The organism is Shewanella sp. ECSMB14101, assembly GCF_000773485.1.
GTDB classification, from domain to species: Bacteria; Pseudomonadota; Gammaproteobacteria; order Enterobacterales; family Shewanellaceae; genus Shewanella; species Shewanella marisflavi.
Genome location: NZ_JSFF01000011.1, coordinates 146,111 through 159,739, shown reverse-complemented (window position 1 = coordinate 159,739; position 13,629 = coordinate 146,111). Strand labels below are relative to the sequence as shown.

The following is a 13,629-nucleotide window of genomic DNA, read 5'->3' as shown; positions in this document are numbered from 1 at the left end:
TAGTTATTGAATCTATCGAGGTGTCCATATATGGAACCTCGGCGTGCCAAAAGCGTGCTTGCACATCCCCCGCCGGCAGGCGTTAGATAACCATGAAGTTATGGTGTTAGATACTTTAGCAAACAATCAAGCCCAACAGGCACAGTAGCAGAGCTATCTCACAAGCGTATCTGCACGAAGAGCCTGCCGCAGGCAATAAGTAACATTAATGGCTAACGCTACAGCAAAGTGATTGCAGTCAAAGAAGACTAAAACCACTTTTCACTAGTTGAGTGAAAAACTAGTCGCAATCTTTGAGCGGCCACAGAACTATATGGTCCTCAAGGTACCTGACCTTGTTCTCATTCACTACTTTGTCGCGGGTCGACATCCCCAGCTGATGCATCTGCTGCTTGTCACCTGTGACCAGCGGGTGCCAGCTGGGAAGATTCCGGCCCTGATACAGGCGGCGATAGGCGCAGCTGTCCGGTAGCCAGGTGAGCTCGGCAATATTTTCCAGGGTGACCTTAGTGCAGCTGGGGACAAAATTAAATCGCTGCTCGTAGTGCATACAATGGCACTCTTTATCATCGAGCAGCTTACAAGCGGCGTTGGTGTAATATAGCTCATCGGTTTCATCATCGATGATCTTATTGAGGCAACACTTACCGCAGCCATCGCACAGCGATTCCCACTCCCGGGCATCCATCTGTGCGAGGGTTTTCTCTTTCCAAAATGACATGATAACAATTCTTTCAATGGCCAATTGCTTGGCAAAGGTGCTCGGCGCCACGATACTGAGGCGCCGCTGAGACACTATTTTATCTCAGGGTATTTAATTCTTTCTGACAGATAGGTCACAGCTAGCGTGAGACGATCGGATGCCTGAGTCTTTCTGAGCACTCGGTAGTTGTCATAGACCAGATAACTGCGTCCACCCACACCGTCGGGCATAATCAGCGACACTTGCATATCCTTTCTCGATGGCAAATCTGAGCCATCAAATCGTCTTACCCCAAGCACTTGCCATTGGGCAAAGCCCTTGTGTACCTCGAACCCGACCAGATCTTGCGGTAAGGCTTCTGGCGCCCTGACCTGACGGCCCCAGGTGCCATCATAATCCCAACCCAACTGTTTAAGGTAGTTTGCAGTGGTAGCAAAGGCGTCGGCAAGATCGTGCCAGATATCCACCTTGCCATCACCATTGCCGTCACGACCATATTGCTTGAGCTGCGCTGGCGTAAAATGGGGGTATCCCATCAAACCTGAGGCGTCGCTCTTTAGGTCGTCAAAACTCAGACCGTCACGCTCCATCAGTTTAAGTGCGGCAATAAAGATCTGATCACCGTCACTCATCTCCTGATGATAAGTGTTCGACGCGATCACCGTCAGCGCCGGATAATCGCTGGCATCGAACGCCGACGTGATGCCCCAATAGGCCAGTACAAATCTAGGCTGAACTTCAAACTCTTTACCGAGGCGATCGAATAAGGCTTTGTTGTCGCGATACAGGCCTCTTGCCTGCTCGACCAGCGTTTCGCTTACCCGACTTGGCAGATAGGCATCTAAATTCTGTGGTGGCGTGTCCGCGCTCTGATTAACGACGGCCTTCTTAAACAGCTTAATCTGCTCGAAGACCTTGTCTATGGTGCTTTGGGATATACCCTGCTCGACTGCTTGCTGCTTTAACTCAGAAAGATAGGCATCATAACTGAGCGGCGCTTCTTCTGCCTGCAAAGGACTGAACAATATCAGACCACTTGCAAGTATAGAACTTAGCAAAACATTCTTTAAAAACATGCACTTTCCTATAGGCGACTAATCTCTGCTATAACCTATCTCTTTTTTGTACTCTTCGAGTAGGTTAACCGGCGGTGGTGGTAATTGAAGATAATACCCCTTGTCGGCGAGTTCAACTTTTACTTTCTCAATGTCGGCAAGGGCCAACTGCGAACGCTTGTTCAAAGGCAGTATCATAACCAATTCTGGGGTGCCGAACATTTTCATTAACGGCTCAGGGACGCGCTCGAAATCGTTGCGTTTTTCCACAAAAAGATAGCAATCAGCTTTTATGCGACTCTTATATACAGCACAGATCATATAGGGTGAAATTTCCAGTCTATTCAACTTGCCAGCAAATTGCGCACACTATAACATGGTGCGCAAGGATTATAATAATATCTAACCGGCGTATGCCGGTTAATTTTATCAAGAGCAAGTTTAGGAATGCAGAAACCTAGCCTCGAATTAAAAGGCTCTTCATTTACGCTATCGGTACTGCATATTAATGATGCAGATCTCGACCGAGTCGCCAGCGAACTCGACGGCAAACTGGCCATTGCACCGCAGTTTTTTATCGGTGCTCCCTTGGTGGTCAACCTCAGCGCCATTTCCAATCCCGAGTACAACCTAGCGGGCCTTAAAGATCTGCTGATCTCCAGGCAACTGGTGATTGTTGGCATTACGGGCGCGCCTACGGCCATTGCCAACCAAGCCAAAGCCCTTGGTTTAGCCCTGATCAAATCGGGCAAGCAGAGCCAGACTCAGCCGCAATTGCCTAAAACCACTAAAATTGTGAAGCAAAATATTCGCTCGGGTCAGCAGGTTTACGCAAAAAATGGCGATCTCATCATCATCGGCGCTGTGGGCAATGGCGCAGAAGTGATTGCAGATGGCAGCATACACATATACGGTAGTCTTAGAGGCAAGGCCATGGCGGGTGCCAGTGGTGATAAGAATGCCGTGATCATTGCCCAAACCTTAGATGCAGAGCTTGTCTCCATTGCAGGGCAATATTGGTTAACCGAGAATCTTCAGGCACATGCCTCGATTAAAAGCGGTTGTATTCGGTTAGACGGTGACAGCCTTACCGTCGAAGCCCTATCGCTATAAAAATTGAAAAGGACAGAAACAAACATGGCACAAATTATTGTTGTCACCTCAGGAAAAGGTGGAGTGGGCAAAACCACTTCGAGTGCGGCCATCGCCACAGGTTTGGCGCTGGAGGGACATAAGACAGTCGTGGTCGATTTCGATATCGGTCTGCGTAACTTGGATCTCATCATGGGATGCGAGCGCCGCGTCGTCTACGATTTTGTTAACGTGATTAACGGCGAAGCCAATCTGAATCAGGCTTTGATCAAAGATAAGCGTACCAGCAACCTCTTTGTGCTACCCGCTTCCCAAACCCGAGACAAAGACGCGCTGACCAAAGAGGGCGTTGGACGGGTACTCGAAGATCTTAAGCAGGACTTTGAATATATCATCTGCGACTCACCGGCAGGGATTGAAACTGGCGCCATGATGGCGCTCTACTTTGCCGATACCGCAATTGTCACCACCAACCCGGAGGTCAGCTCGGTACGCGACTCTGACCGTATCTTAGGCATGTTGCAGAGCAAGTCTAAGCGCGCCGAAGAGGGACTTGAGCCGGTCAAGGAGTTACTACTGCTGACGCGCTACTCCCCTACCCGTGTCGCTACTGGTGAGATGCTTAGCGTTGCCGACGTAGAAGAGATCCTGGCCATTCCGTTACTTGGGGTGATACCTGAGTCTCAAGCCGTGCTAAAAGCCTCTAACTCAGGTGTACCTGTGATCATCGACCAAGAAAGCGACGCCGGTAAGGCCTACAGTGATGCCGTAGCACGTTTAACGGGTGAAGACGTTGAGATGCGTTTTGTCACCGAAGAGAAAAAAGGATTCTTAAAAAGGATATTTGGTAGCTAATTATGTCTTTACTCGATTACTTCAGAGCGAAAAAAGAGCCAACAACTGCGGTGACCGCCAAGGAAAGATTGCAGATCATCGTCGCCCACCAGCGTGGCGAGCGCGATGCGCCTGATTATTTTCCTGCAATGAAGCAGGAGATCATCGAGGTGATCCGCAAGTATGTGCAGATAGACAGCGATCAGGTATCGGTACAGATAGATCAGAACGATGACAATCTGTCGGTGCTTGAGTTAAACGTCACCCTGCCAGAAAAGTAGGTCTTACACGCTTAAGCGCACAGTAAAAAGCCCTCTTAATGAGGGCTTTTTGTTTAGCTTAGCTGGTTTAGCTTAGCTGGTTTAGCTTAACTGGTTTAGCAATCTACTTGGCTGAGCACGTCTTGTGTCAATGCGCCGCGCCATCCCTGAAGCACCAGCGGTAGGTCACCCTGGCCGTCATTCCAGCGCCATTGCAGATATTCATGAATGTGTCGCTTCGACCCCACCAGCTCCATTGGTACTTCATTGCTTTCAGCCACTTGCGTCAACGCATTCTTAACCGCCTTAAATGCCGATTTATAACCAGGCTTAAGGGCAATCACATCTATCGCTTCGGGCAGGTTATCCAGATCCGCTTTTGCCAACTCGGCAACTATCGCCTTGGCGTGCATACGTTTTTCCTGCTCGGTCAGCTCGGTCATTCTAAAGATCTCGCCGCTACTCTTTGGCTGTTTCTTTGCCAGTGCCAGCAAGGCATGATCTTTAATCACAAAGCCCAGGGCTAAGTCTCTGTCGAGGGCCTTTTGCAGGCGCCACTTGGCAAGTACCTTAAGGTAAGCCAGTTGCTTTGGCGTTAACTGGAAGGCATTTTTCACCTTAAGGTAGGCGCTGTCACCATCTGGGCTATCCAAACGCCCCTGCGTCATGCGCTCGCCCTCCTCAAATAGCCATTCGAGACGGCCGCTCTGCTCGAGTTTTTCTAACAGCTGAGGATAGAGCTGATACAGGTAATCCACATCATTGGCCGCATAATGTAGCTGGGCATCACTCAGCGGACGCTTCATCCAGTCGGTGCGCGACTCGCCTTTATCCAGCTGCACACCCAGGCAGTGCTCCACCAATTTGGCATAGCCCATGCCATGGCCAAAGCCGCACAGCGCCGCAGCAATCTGACTATCAAATAAGCGCTTAGGCTGACAACGCCCATAACGGGCCAGCACCTCGAGATCTTCGCTGCATGAGTGCAAAACGGTCACCATATCGTCTCGCTCAAGCAGGGCCCAAAATGCAGAGAGATCGCTAACTGCTACCGGATCGATCAAAGCCAGGGTTTGCCCATCATATACTTGGATCAGCCCGAGCTTGGCATAATAGGTACGGGTCCGTACAAATTCGGTATCTAGCATCAGGACCTTGGCCTGACGATACTTGGCCACCAGCTCACTTAGGCTGGCATCATCCTCTACATATTGAAACGTCAAATCTCATCTCCAATGCGGTGTCTCGGTGAACACAAAAGCCGGCATAATGCCGGCTTTGAGTCACCCTACGCGGGGTATTACCTAATAACTTACGCGGATTTTGCTTCGTCGCGTAACTCGCGGCGCAGGATCTTACCCACATTACTCTTAGGTAGCTCATCCCTAAATTCTACCAGCTTAGGAATTTTATATCCCGTCAAATGATGACGACAGTGCTTGATCACCTGCTCTTCGGTCAAAGATTTATCGTTAGCAACCACAAATACCTTCACCAACTCACCGCTGACCTCGTGAGGCACCCCCACAGCAGCCACTTCGACCACCTTGGGATGCAGGGCGACAACCTCTTCAACCTCATTAGGGAAGACGTTAAAGCCCGACACCAAGATCATATCTTTCTTGCGATCGACAATATAGAAAAAGCCCTGCTCATCCATATAGCCAATATCGCCAGTAGCCAGGTAGCCATCCTTGTCGATCACCTTTGCGGTCTCTTCAGGGCGCTGCCAGTAACCTTTCATCACCTGCGGCCCCTTGGCAAAGAGCTCGCCAGTTTCGCCTTGAGGCAGCACATTGCCCTCCTCGTCGCGAACCTGCATATCTGTGTTGGCTACCGGGAAGCCGATTGAACCGTTATAGCCTTCCAGGTTATAAGGGCAGCAGGTCAGCAGCGGCGACGCCTCAGTCAGGCCATAACCTTCCAGCAGACGCGTCTTAGTGATCCCTTGCCACTTATCGGCTACGGCGCGCTGCACCGCCATGCCACCACCGATAGACAATTTCAGATTGGAGAAATCTAGAGTCTTAAACTCTTCCGAACTCACCAAGGCGTTAAACAGGGTATTAACCCCTGTCAGTGCAGTAAAAGGATGTTTCTTCAGCTCAGACACAAACGCAGGGATATCCCTAGGGTTAGTGATCAGCAGGTTGTTGGCACCTTTGTGAAGGAAGAGCAAACAGTTCACCGTCAAGGCGAAGATGTGATAGAGCGGCAGCGCAGTCACCACAAACTCTTTGCCGTTTTCCAGTAACGGTGAATAGGACGCATCGGCCTGTAGCAGGTTGCTGACAATATTGCCGTGGGTCAACATGGCGCCCTTAGAGACTCCTGTGGTACCACCTGTGTATTGCAAGAAAGCAATATCATCACTCTTAGTGGTCGGTTTGACATACTGCAAACGGCGACCTTTAGAGAGTGACTGGCGCATAGAGATAGCATGGGGCAGATGATATTTAGGTACCATCTTCTTGATGTACTTCACCACAAAGTTCACCAAGGTGCGTTTTGGCGCGCTCAAGAGATCCCCAAGACCGGTCAAAATAACACTCTTAACCGGCGTTTGGTCTACCACCTGCTCAAGGGTATTGGCAAAATTAGAGACCACAACGATGGCCTTGGCCCCCGAGTCATTCAACTGATGCTTTAGCTCACGCGGGGTATAAAGAGGGTTTACGTTAACCACCACCAAGCCTGCACGCAACACACCAAACAGTGCGATGGGGTACTGCAGCAGATTAGGCATCATGATCGCCACGCGATCGCCCTTCTCCAGCTTAAGTTCATTTTGCAGATAGGCGGCAAAGGCGCGGCTACGTTCTTCAAGTTTACGATAGGTCAGCGTTGCCCCCATGTTCACAAAGGCGGGCTGATCGGCATACTGAGCGACCGAGCGCTCAAACAGGTCGATAAGCGAGCTATATTGCTGCGCATCTATAATGGCGGGCACATCATCGGGTAAATTTTTCGTCCAAAGCTGTTCCACGAGTCTCTCCTAAATCCCCAGGCAGAGTTAGGGTGAATGAATTCATTCACCTAAGGTTTCAAATATAGAAACTAAACACTGACTTATAAATATTGTTGGTACGCCCAAAAAATCATACGGGCGTTTTAATTTTGAACATCATCACACAATTAGAGTAAAAATCCTAGTGTAATTTTACCATCTATTGCTAAGGGGCTGTCACCCTAAAAATGCCTTAATTTCGGCTGCAACCTCTGTGCTGTTGCCCATATGGAGATGGTGGTCACCTTCGAGTTCCACCAGAGTGAGATTTTGATACCAAGAATGAGCCGCTTCAGCCACGCCATCCCCCAGGGGATAGCCTTTACTGGCTCGTATCGCCAGCGCCTTAGCGTTATGCCCTTGCATCAAACCGCTGACATGATCGAAATTGAGCCGCATGGGTGAATCAAGTTTTAACCTGGGATCGCTGCGCCAAAAGTACTTGCCCCCTAGGCTTTGTAAGTTGCGCTCAAGGATCAGCTGGCACCAAGACGAATCAAGCCCGGTTAATTTCTCTCTGGCCCTAACGGCCGCCTCAAAAATAACGGGTTTAGGCGCAGAGGCTGTGGTCGATGCTCTTTGATGGGCCGCAAAGCTGCGCCTTAAGCGTAAACGGCTTTTATCTGAACTTTCATAAAGAGGTGCCAGGGCCTCAATAAATACCCAATGCGCCGCCTTCTCACCGAAGGCAGCGCTATAGGCCGACGCCACTATGCCCCCCAAGGAGTGCCCTATCACCCCATGCAGAGGCTGATGACGACTAATAGCGTCGATAAGCTGCTCGAGATCATAAAGGTAATCTATCCAGTGCAGCGGATAGCCGCCGGGTCTGTGCTGCGAGGTTCCGTGCCCGGGCCAATCAATTGCCAGCAAGCGATACTCGCTCAGCTTCTCGGCTAAGGGCACGAAGCTGTTGGCGTTATCAAGCCAGCCATGAAGGGCCAACAACAAGGGCTTGTCTGGCTCGCCCCATAATCGCCCACCCAGGCGAATATGGGGCAGCTGAAGACTCACCTCATTGCCCTGACCACAGGGTCTGCATAACGCGGCTAAGCTATCATTCATTATTTTGGCTTTTTAATAAATTTCAGCGTCATGCGATCGCTCTCGCCCATCGCCAAATATTTATCTTTATCCTGCTCGCCCAGACGTAGACTCGGCGGCAGGGTCCAGACGCCCTTAGGATGATCTTTAGTGTCCTTGGCATTGGCATTGATTTCACTCGCGGCCACCAGGGTAAAGCCTGCCTTTTCGGCAAGTGCGATCACCTCATCCTGCACCATGTACCCAGTACTTAAATCCATACCAGGGTTTGCTCTGTGCTCCACCACGCCAAAGGTACCACCAGGCTTCAAAACCTGGTAGGCCGAATCGAACACCTGCTCCAGCACGCCAGCCTTGGCCCAGTTATGCAGGTTTCTGAAGGTCAACACGGCATCGGCGCTATTAGCGGCACCCAACTCGCTTAAACGCGGCGGTTCAAAGCTCAGGCTTGACGCCTTGCCCAAAGTGTCACTGTGAGTTTGCAGCCAGGCATCCAGGGCTTTGCCAAGACGAATACGATAGGCGGGGCTTTCAACCTCGGCAGGCGGGTTCGCATCAAAATTGGCGGCAACATAATGCCCCTCTTTAGCAAGATAAGGTGCCAAGATCTCGGCATACCAACGTCCGCCGGGCCAAAGTTCAACCACAGTATCAGTCGGCTTAATGCCAAAGAAACTTAAAGTCTCTGCTGGGTGACGATACTTGTCACGCTCAAGATTTGCGGGCTCTCGTAGCGGATTACTCAAGGCATCGGTGATCTGCTGATTCACCAGATGAGACTGAGTAGGCTGTGATTGCTCAGGCTGTTCTGTGTGCGCCAGGCTGGTTGCAGGCAGGCCTATGGCTAAGGCGATTGATACGGCTAAGGTAAAGGTTTTCATCTTCTCTCTTCCTGAATAAGGTAAGGCTAAAGCACCTAAGCTATCAGCCAAGCCACTAAAATAAAACCTAATATACAGTCAGTTACACTTTTTGTTCGCGCTTAGCATTAGCCTGTTCGACTCGGCGCCAACAGATCCACAACATAGCCAAACTCGATAGCAACCAGATCCCCACCCAGATCCAAGCGGGAATCCAGGTTTGCTGGGCCAACATGGCCGCATCGCCGCGACCCGGCATACCCAGCAAGACGGTGGGGCTGGCCAAAGCATTGAGCATGATCATCAAGGCCATCACTCGTAAGCTAAAGGTGAGAATTGGACTTTGGCTCAGTTTGAGTGGCAAGAAAAACAGTAGCGACAGCACAAACAATATAGAGATGGTTAACAGATCTCGCCCCCAAAAGAGTATGCTGAGCGCCACCATTAAACCGAGAAAACTAAAGCTGAGACGTATGCCACGGGCCCAGGTCGCCAGATGAAAGATAAGCAAGCCCCAAAGCGAGGCGCCGAAATAACCGGCAAAGCCGATCAGCACAGGCCAACCCCCTTGGCTGACACATAAGCCAGCGCCATTGGGGTAGAGCTCAATATGACTCACCAAGCCGCCAGACAAAAGCGTAGCCAGTGCATGGGACGCCTCATGAAAATAGCTCTCGAGCCATTTAAAAGGCACACTCAAATAGGGAATTCGCGTCAACGCCAATGCGAGCAACAGCTCAATCATAAACAGACTACGGCTGGGCACTCCGGCCTTGGATGCTGGGGAGCTAATAGAAAAACCCATAGTAGATAACCCGTCCTTTTGGTTGGTCGCGTGTCACGTCACTCTGCGACGCGGCGAGAAACAGCGCCTGGCGATCTCCGCCAAGCTCACAGATCATACGTAGGTATCGATACCCACCATCTGAGAGATGGCGTCACGCTGCGCGGCGTGCTGGTGCATAAGATATTGACCTATGGCGCCGCGGCTGGTCTGGGTGTTTTGATCATATTCAAGCTTGGCACTGAGCCGGTCGCTTAACTCGTTGGCCATCAGAGCGCTACTGCTACGCTCTGTTGCATCATCGACAAGGTTTGCCCGCGGGCCTGCTTGTGAGGCTGATGACTGACTTGACTGAATAGGTGTAACATCGATGACATCTGCGCTGGGTCGGGTTGAGCCCACACGAGTTTGCGCCGCGATGGCATCGCTAATGGCTGACGCGCTCGAAGAGAGCCCGGGTAACAGACTAGCTGGCGGCAGTTGCATCAATTATCTCCCTTTAGCCTCATAGGATCAGCGCACACATCTTCTTATTTAGCCTATACCAGATCACTCGCGGCCGGGAAGTTTTTTCCAGGTTACGGTATCGCGAAGATAAACAGGTTGCAGCTGATCGACATCTGTCGCCTGTCCGGCTTTCACCGCGGCTTCTGCCAGTGGCAACATGTAGCGCGCGATTGGAAACTTAGCTTCCTCAACCAAGGTCATCTCTTGCTTAAGCAGTTCAGGATACGCATCAAAACCTGTGCCGCAGGCCGACACCGACAAGCTCAGATCTAACTGACTCTCGAGCTCAGTTGGCGGGCAAACGCGCTCTTCACCCACCAAGCATGCCAGACCATCTACCGCCTGATATTCGCCCCAATAGATCTCCCCCATGCGCGCATCGATAGCGGTGGCGACTTGCGTAGCCCCTTTCACTTCGATAGCAGCTTGAGCCATGGCTGCCAAGGTCGAGATCCCCACCACCGGCAGGTCTTGTCCCAGGGCCAAACCTTGGGTCATGGAGGTACAGATACGAATACCGGTAAAGCTGCCTGGACCACGACCATAGGCGATCACATCCACCTCGCTCAAACCTATATCCGCTTCTTCCAGCACCTCTTGAACCATAGGCAGCAGACGCTGACTATGCTCCCGGGGCGCGTCAGCCTGACGGGCAAAGATGCTTCCCTGATACTCAAGCGCAACCGAACAAGACTCGGTGCAGGTATCCAGGGCAAGTATGCTCATAGGGGCGGAAATATCGTTAATTTCAGGCATGCAAATCTAACCAAATCAATAGTGGCTGGAGACCAGCATGATCGTTAAAAAACAAGATCACGGGCTAAGCCAACAAATATATAAGATGAATGGCGCCGATTATAGCGTAAAACCCACTAAGGTATAGCCTTAATTCCCGGCCAATGAGCGGATATTCCAGTGAATTTTTCTGGGGTGACTCGGCGCCTCAAACCACTAAGCAAGCCAGTAAGCAAGCCACAAAACAGTCGACTTACACCTCAATCAGTCAATCGCCCATTAACTGAAAAAGCCGTTTTCTCTTTTAACTAAACCCTATACCATAGGGCTCATTCTGAGCCAGTTGCCGAGCCTAATTTGAAGGCAATTTTTAGACCGCCTTTCAAACAAATGGCAATGTTTCACGGGCGCTAATGCTTAACAGGTCTAGTGCTTAAGGAGTGCTAGTGCTTAAGGGCGCTTTACTTAATAACCTACAGGCGATGGCACCTAAACCAAGGATCTTTGATTTGCACACTCAGGCAAAGACACATTCGACAAGCCAGCCCGCAAGCCAGTTACCATCTCAAGCGATTATGATGGCCCTTGGCTCGGCCATCTTAATGGGCACTATTGGCGCGCTAGCGAGACAGACGGCCCTCGATGCCAGCGTCATCACCTTTTATCGCCTCTTAATTGGCGCCCTCTGCCTGCTGCTTTATATGCTTGTTACAGGTAAAGGCGGGCAAATATGGCACAAACCAAGCAAGCGACATCTTTTAAACGGCGCCCTATTGGCCGGTTTCATGGTGTTCTATGTCCAGTCAATTGGCTATATTAATATGGCCAATGCGGTGATGGTGATCTACCTCGCCCCCTTAGTCAGCGCCATCGGCGCTCACTTTTACTTTCACGAACGTCTGCATCAACAAGCTTTGTTGGCTATTGGCCTGGCTCTTATCGGCATGATGGCGATCTTGCCAAGTATCGACAGTCTTTCGGGTCAGCCAGAAGAGCTCAAGGGCTATGGTTTTGCCCTGCTGGCCCTGCTAAGTTACAGCGGTTTTATGCTGATTAACCGCCGCCCTGCCAGCGCAAGCCCTTACCAGAGCACGCTGATTCAATTGATCTTTGGTGCCCTCTGTCTACTGCCCTTCGCTCTGCATCAGGCTGTAGTGCCGACGGCTAACCAGTGGTTTTGGCTCGCGCTTATCGGTATCTTCCCCGGATTTCTCGCCATCTTATTTGCCGTCAAGGCGCTCAGACTTCTGCCGGCGGCCACCTTTGGCACCTTGGCCTATATCGAGCCCGTCACTGTGGTCATATTAGGCTGGAGCCTGTTTGCCGAGCATCTATCAATGAGCCAATTAATCGGTTGCGGCCTCATCATCATCGCAGGTCTGCTCCAGACTCGGCAGAGGCCAACCCAACTCACTTCATTTAAAAGGACAGCAAAATGAGTACCCCAATACCTAGGATAGTGATAGTCGGCGGCGGCGCCGGCGGACTCGGTCTGGCCACCCAACTAGGGCAAAAGCTGGGCAAGAAGCAGAAAGCCGAGATCCTGCTGATCGATAAGAACCGCACTCATATCTGGAAGCCGCTGCTCCATGAAGTCGCCACAGGTTCACTCGATGCCGATCTTGACGGTGTGGTCTACTCTGCCCATGCGGTAAAACATGGTTACCAGTTTCAACTGGGCGAACTGACAGGTTTGGATCTCGACAACAAACAGTTGATGCTCAGCGCCATCACTAATGATAAGGGAGAAGCCTTGCTACCGGCGCGTCAGCTCAGTTATGACACCCTGGTCTTGGCCGTGGGCAGCGTCAGCAACGACTTTGGTACACCGGGCGTCAAAGAGCACTGCTTCTTTCTCGACTCCCACAATCAGGCAAATCGTTTTCATAATGCCCTGCTCGACAGCTTCACCCGCATGCATCAATCCGAGGAGCAGCAAAAGCTCAATATCGCCATCGTTGGCGGCGGCGCAACCGGCGTGGAACTCTCGGCGGAGCTCTACCATGTCACGGATCTGCTTAAAACCTATGGTCTGAATAAGATGACCGCCGATAGGCTGGCCATCACCTTGATTGAGGCTGGCCCGCGGATCTTGCCAGCCCTGCCGGAGCGTATCGCCGCCTCGGCGACACGGGAACTGACTAAACTTGGCGTGTCTGTGCGGCAAAATACCCGTATCGAACAGGCCAATGCAAAGGGATTTGTCACCTCAGAGGGTGAGCTTATCGAGGCTAACTTGATGCTGTGGGCCGCTGGTGTGAAGGCGCCTGATTTTATCAAGCAAATAGATGGACTTAACCTCAACCGCGCCAATCAGGTGCTGGTCCGCCCGACCTTGCAGGCCCAAGGGCATGAGGATCTCTTTGTTATCGGTGATTGCTGCGCCTGTGAGCAGGCCGATGGCAGCTTCGTGCCGCCCAGGGCACAGTCGGCCCATCAGATGGCCCAGTGTGTCGAGCGCAATATTCTCAATCGGTTCAAAGGGCTCCCCCTTAGCGATTACGAGTATGTCGACCACGGCTCCCTGGTCAATCTGTCACGTTTTAGTACCGTCGGCAGCCTGATGGGCAACCTCACCAAAGACAGCATGTTTGTCGAGGGTAAAATTGCCCGCTTCATGTATATCTCCCTCTATCGCATGCATCAAAAGGCCATTCACGGTCTGCCTAAAACTATGGCACTCTGGTTGGTAGAGAAGATGATGCGGGTGGTGCGCCCACGCATGAAGCTGCACTAAACAGACCTGGC

At 51.3% G+C, this 13,629-nt stretch carries 15 protein-coding genes; 5 read left to right on the top strand and 10 right to left on the bottom strand.

Annotated elements, in window-relative coordinates; all coding sequences use genetic code 11:
* Positions 1–280: 280 nt before the first annotated feature.
* From NY07_RS10325 to NY07_RS10315, 3 genes are all read right to left on the bottom strand, one after another.
* Entirely contained in the window at positions 281–721 is a 441-nt protein-coding gene (locus NY07_RS10325) for a YcgN family cysteine cluster protein (RefSeq protein ID WP_033539282.1), read from the bottom strand.
* Positions 722–795: 74 nt separating this feature from the next.
* Positions 796–1,779 (bottom strand): lytic murein transglycosylase, encoded by a 984-nt coding sequence (locus NY07_RS10320; RefSeq protein ID WP_033539265.1) that lies wholly within the window; start codon positions 1,777–1,779, stop codon positions 796–798.
* An 18-nt stretch (positions 1,780–1,797) separates the two neighbouring features.
* Complete coding sequence (locus tag NY07_RS10315) at positions 1,798–2,079, bottom strand: YcgL domain-containing protein (RefSeq protein ID WP_033539264.1); 282 nt, start codon at positions 2,077–2,079, stop codon at positions 1,798–1,800.
* Positions 2,080–2,205: 126 nt separating this feature from the next.
* Here NY07_RS10315 and minC point away from each other — a divergent pair, with 126 nt between their 5' ends.
* The 3 genes from minC to minE are packed head-to-tail and all read left to right on the top strand — an operon-like array spanning position 2,206 to position 3,965.
* On the top strand, positions 2,206–2,871 hold the full coding sequence (gene minC / locus NY07_RS10310) for a septum site-determining protein MinC (protein WP_033539263.1): 666 nt from the start codon (positions 2,206–2,208) through the stop codon (positions 2,869–2,871).
* Between the two features lie 24 nt (positions 2,872–2,895).
* On the top strand, positions 2,896–3,705 hold the full coding sequence (gene minD / locus NY07_RS10305) for a septum site-determining protein MinD (protein WP_033539262.1): 810 nt from the start codon (positions 2,896–2,898) through the stop codon (positions 3,703–3,705).
* A 2-nt stretch (positions 3,706–3,707) separates the two neighbouring features.
* Positions 3,708–3,965 (top strand): cell division topological specificity factor MinE, encoded by a 258-nt coding sequence (gene minE, locus NY07_RS10300; RefSeq protein WP_033539261.1) that lies wholly within the window; start codon positions 3,708–3,710, stop codon positions 3,963–3,965.
* A 95-nt stretch (positions 3,966–4,060) separates the two neighbouring features.
* On the opposite strand, the gene rnd is transcribed toward minE, so the two are convergent.
* The 7 genes from rnd to tsaB form a co-directional block, all read right to left on the bottom strand.
* On the bottom strand, positions 4,061–5,167 hold the full coding sequence (gene rnd, locus NY07_RS10295; RefSeq protein WP_033539260.1) for a ribonuclease D: 1,107 nt from the start codon (positions 5,165–5,167) through the stop codon (positions 4,061–4,063).
* Between the two features lie 89 nt (positions 5,168–5,256).
* Positions 5,257–6,930: a long-chain-fatty-acid--CoA ligase FadD gene (gene fadD, locus NY07_RS10290; protein WP_033539259.1), complete on the bottom strand. Its 1,674-nt coding sequence runs from the start codon at positions 6,928–6,930 to the stop codon at positions 5,257–5,259.
* A gap of 198 nt (positions 6,931–7,128) precedes the next feature.
* On the bottom strand, positions 7,129–8,016 hold the full coding sequence (locus NY07_RS10285) for an alpha/beta fold hydrolase (protein ID WP_052125600.1): 888 nt from the start codon (positions 8,014–8,016) through the stop codon (positions 7,129–7,131).
* Positions 8,016–8,876, bottom strand: coding sequence for a class I SAM-dependent methyltransferase (locus NY07_RS10280; RefSeq protein ID WP_033539258.1), 861 nt, complete (start codon positions 8,874–8,876; stop codon positions 8,016–8,018). The genes NY07_RS10285 and NY07_RS10280 overlap by 1 nt, the downstream gene beginning before the upstream one ends.
* Before the next feature lie 82 nt (positions 8,877–8,958).
* Positions 8,959–9,660, bottom strand: a complete 702-nt coding sequence (locus NY07_RS10275; RefSeq protein ID WP_052125597.1) for a M50 family metallopeptidase — start codon at positions 9,658–9,660, stop codon at positions 8,959–8,961.
* A 93-nt stretch (positions 9,661–9,753) separates the two neighbouring features.
* Positions 9,754–10,125 (bottom strand): hypothetical protein, encoded by a 372-nt coding sequence (locus tag NY07_RS10270; RefSeq protein ID WP_052125595.1) that lies wholly within the window; start codon positions 10,123–10,125, stop codon positions 9,754–9,756.
* A 63-nt stretch (positions 10,126–10,188) separates the two neighbouring features.
* Positions 10,189–10,902 carry a tRNA (adenosine(37)-N6)-threonylcarbamoyltransferase complex dimerization subunit type 1 TsaB gene (gene tsaB / locus NY07_RS10265; RefSeq protein ID WP_033539257.1) on the bottom strand — a complete coding sequence of 238 codons (714 nt, stop codon included), beginning with the start codon at positions 10,900–10,902 and terminating at the stop codon, positions 10,189–10,191.
* Between the two features lie 425 nt (positions 10,903–11,327).
* Between tsaB and NY07_RS10260 the strand changes: the two genes are divergently transcribed.
* Positions 11,328–12,320 (top strand): DMT family transporter, encoded by a 993-nt coding sequence (locus NY07_RS10260; protein WP_235363917.1) that lies wholly within the window; start codon positions 11,328–11,330, stop codon positions 12,318–12,320.
* A complete protein-coding gene (locus NY07_RS10255) occupies positions 12,317–13,618 on the top strand; it encodes an NAD(P)/FAD-dependent oxidoreductase (protein ID WP_033539256.1) in 1,302 nt (433 codons plus the stop codon). The genes NY07_RS10260 and NY07_RS10255 overlap by 4 nt, the downstream gene beginning before the upstream one ends.
* The last annotated feature ends 11 nt before the right edge of the window (positions 13,619–13,629 follow it).

What these genes read in the sequence shown, in the direction of transcription:
- tsaB (WP_033539257.1), bottom strand. Translation starts at nt 10,902, where the DNA reads ATGCCTGAAATTAACGATATTTCCGCCCCTATGAGCATACTTGCCCTG.
- NY07_RS10285 (WP_052125600.1), bottom strand. Translation starts at nt 8,016, where the DNA reads ATGAATGATAGCTTAGCCGCGTTATGCAGACCCTGTGGTCAGGGCAAT.
- minD (WP_033539262.1), top strand. Translation starts at nt 2,896, where the DNA reads ATGGCACAAATTATTGTTGTCACCTCAGGAAAAGGTGGAGTGGGCAAA.
- NY07_RS10280 (WP_033539258.1), bottom strand. Translation starts at nt 8,876, where the DNA reads ATGAAAACCTTTACCTTAGCCGTATCAATCGCCTTAGCCATAGGCCTG.
- NY07_RS10275 (WP_052125597.1), bottom strand. Translation starts at nt 9,660, where the DNA reads ATGGGTTTTTCTATTAGCTCCCCAGCATCCAAGGCCGGAGTGCCCAGC.
- NY07_RS10270 (WP_052125595.1), bottom strand. Translation starts at nt 10,125, where the DNA reads ATGCAACTGCCGCCAGCTAGTCTGTTACCCGGGCTCTCTTCGAGCGCG.
- minC (WP_033539263.1), top strand. Translation starts at nt 2,206, where the DNA reads ATGCAGAAACCTAGCCTCGAATTAAAAGGCTCTTCATTTACGCTATCG.
- NY07_RS10255 (WP_033539256.1), top strand. Translation starts at nt 12,317, where the DNA reads ATGAGTACCCCAATACCTAGGATAGTGATAGTCGGCGGCGGCGCCGGC.
- NY07_RS10325 (WP_033539282.1), bottom strand. Translation starts at nt 721, where the DNA reads ATGTCATTTTGGAAAGAGAAAACCCTCGCACAGATGGATGCCCGGGAG.
- NY07_RS10315 (WP_033539264.1), bottom strand. Translation starts at nt 2,079, where the DNA reads ATGATCTGTGCTGTATATAAGAGTCGCATAAAAGCTGATTGCTATCTT.
- minE (WP_033539261.1), top strand. Translation starts at nt 3,708, where the DNA reads ATGTCTTTACTCGATTACTTCAGAGCGAAAAAAGAGCCAACAACTGCG.
- NY07_RS10320 (WP_033539265.1), bottom strand. Translation starts at nt 1,779, where the DNA reads ATGTTTTTAAAGAATGTTTTGCTAAGTTCTATACTTGCAAGTGGTCTG.